The sequence below is a fragment of the Verminephrobacter aporrectodeae subsp. tuberculatae At4 genome, from assembly GCF_000193225.1.
Lineage (GTDB): Bacteria > Pseudomonadota > Gammaproteobacteria > Burkholderiales > Burkholderiaceae_C > Acidovorax > Acidovorax aporrectodeae.
Genome location: NZ_AFAL01000246.1, coordinates 1 through 2048 on the forward strand (window position 1 = coordinate 1; position 2048 = coordinate 2048).

Genomic DNA, 2048 nt, shown 5'->3' on the forward strand with positions numbered 1-2048 from the left:
CCTCGCTCTCGCTGGCGCAGAGCGTCTACCAGCAGCTGGCCACGCAGCTCGGCTACACCGACGCCCACCTGGCGCGCGGCCTGCGCCCGCCGCCCGCAGTGCCCCCGCAGGCCGGTCAGCCCATGCCCCAACCGGTCGAATCGGCCCCGCCACCCCAAGCGCCCGAGCAGGTCCTGATCCTCAAATAGCCAAGCCGTGTTGCATGCGGTCCTGCTGGTTCTGGCTGGTGCTGCTGCCGACCGCTTTGCTGGGGGGCTGCGCGGCCTCGCCGGCGCCGGCGCCCGCCGCAGCATCCCCCAACGCCTTTCTTGCGCACCCGCTGCCCGGTGACGGCGCGGCCCTCCTGCCCGCACTCCAGCGCAAGGAACGGGTCGCGCCCCTGCGCTACCGCGTCATCGTGCTGCCGGGGTCGGGTTGCGCGGGCATGGGGGCCTTTGCCGAGCGCTACTTTGCCGGGCTGCTGCACGCGCAGGTGCTGCTGCTGCACAAACCCGGGGTCGCGCCCGAGGCGCGCACGGCGCCTGCCGACTGCCCGCACGATTTCCTGCGCCAGGACCGCCTGTCCGCCTGGCTGGCGCATGCCCGCGCAGCCCTGCGTGCCGACGCCCGGCAACGCCAGGGGCAGCCCGCCCTGCCGCAACTGCTCGTCGGCATTTCCGAGGGCGCCGAGTTGCTGCCCGCGCTGGCGCCCGAGGTGCCGCATCTGGCAGGGCTGATCCTGCTGTCCTCCAGCGGGCTGGACCCGCAGGAGAGCGGGGCGCTGCAGGCCCGCCGCCTGGGGCGGGAGGCCGAGTGGCAGGCCCTGGGCAGGGCGCGGGCCACTGCGCTGCCGGACGACGCGCTGATCCAGGGGCGCAGCCTGGGCTACTGGCGCGACCTGTGGCATTGGCCGGTGGCGCAGCCTTTGACCGACGGCCCCTGGCCCGTGCTGCAAGTCTGGGGCGCAGACGATTCCCGGGTGCCCGCCGCTGCCTACGAGCGCTTCGCACAGCGTGCCGCGCGGCGCCCGGCGGCTCTGTGCGCGCACCGGCTGGACGGCGCGGACCACGGCCTCCAACAACCTGCTGCGAGCACCGACGGCGTGCAGCAGCTATGGGCCTGGACCGAGCAATGGGCGCGCGCACCGCGGGCCGGACTGTGCAGTCCACTGCAGCGCCGGCAGGCTTCCCAAGAGACCCTGGACACGTTCTGAGATCACCGCCATGACCCACCCCCGTCCACCGACAGCGTCCAGCCGACTCCCCTGCGCCAGGACGCCCGCACCATCGGCCTCGTCGGTCTGGCCCACGGCTGCTCGCACTTCTTTCATATGCTGCTGCCCCCGCTGTTCCCGTGGCTGATCCGGGACTTCGGCCTGAGCTACTCCGAACTGGGCCTGCTGGTTTCGGTGTTCTTCATCGTCTCGGGGGTCGGTCAGGCCCTTTCGGGCTTTGTGGTCGACCGCGTGGGCGCAACGCCCGTGCTGTACTGCGCGCTGTCGGTCTTTGCGGCCGCGGCCCTGGCGGCGGCTGCGGCGCCCGGCTACGCGGGCCTGCTGCTCGCAGCCGCGCTGGCCGGTCTGGGAAACGCCTCGTTCCATCCGGTGGACTTCACCATCCTGAACAAGCGCGTATCACCGCTGCGCCTGGGGCACGGCTTTTCGGTGCACGGCATCAGCGGCAACCTGGGCTGGGCGCTGGCGCCCGTGTTCATGGCCGGAATCGCCACGGCCACGGGATCGTGGCGCAGCGCCTGCCTGTGCGCCGCCCTGCTGGCCCTGGCCGTGCTGGCCACCGTGCTGTACAACCGCGGGGCGCTCGACGACCACCGGGGCGCCGGGTCGCAGCTGGCCGGGGCCGGCAGCAGCGCGGCGGCGCCGGAGCATCCGCTGGCGTTTCTCCGGCTGCCTTCGGTGTGGCTGTGCTTCTCGTTCTTTTTCTGGAGCACCTGCTCCCTGGGCGCGATCCAGAGTTTCTCCGGCCCCGCGCTGCAGTCCCTGTATGGGTTGCAGCCCGGCGTGGCGGCCATGGTGGTGACGGGCTACATGCTGTGCGGCGCTGCGGGGATGC

General features: G+C 72.8%; 2 protein-coding genes and 1 pseudogene. All 3 read left to right on the forward strand.

Going from position 1 to position 2048, the window contains the following annotated elements; genetic code table 11:
- Positions 1–188 (forward strand): annotated as a pseudogene (locus tag VTU_RS26085) (hypothetical protein); the annotation flags it as partial.
- A gap of 14 nt (positions 189–202) precedes the next feature.
- The gene (locus VTU_RS0106185; protein ID WP_010102151.1) at positions 203–1192 is read left to right on the forward strand and encodes a hypothetical protein; all 990 of its coding nucleotides are present in this window, start codon (positions 203–205) and stop codon (positions 1190–1192) included.
- A 117-nt stretch (positions 1193–1309) separates the two neighbouring features.
- On the forward strand, positions 1310–2048 hold a 739-nt coding region (locus tag VTU_RS0106190), incomplete at its 3' end, for an MFS transporter (protein ID WP_010102152.1).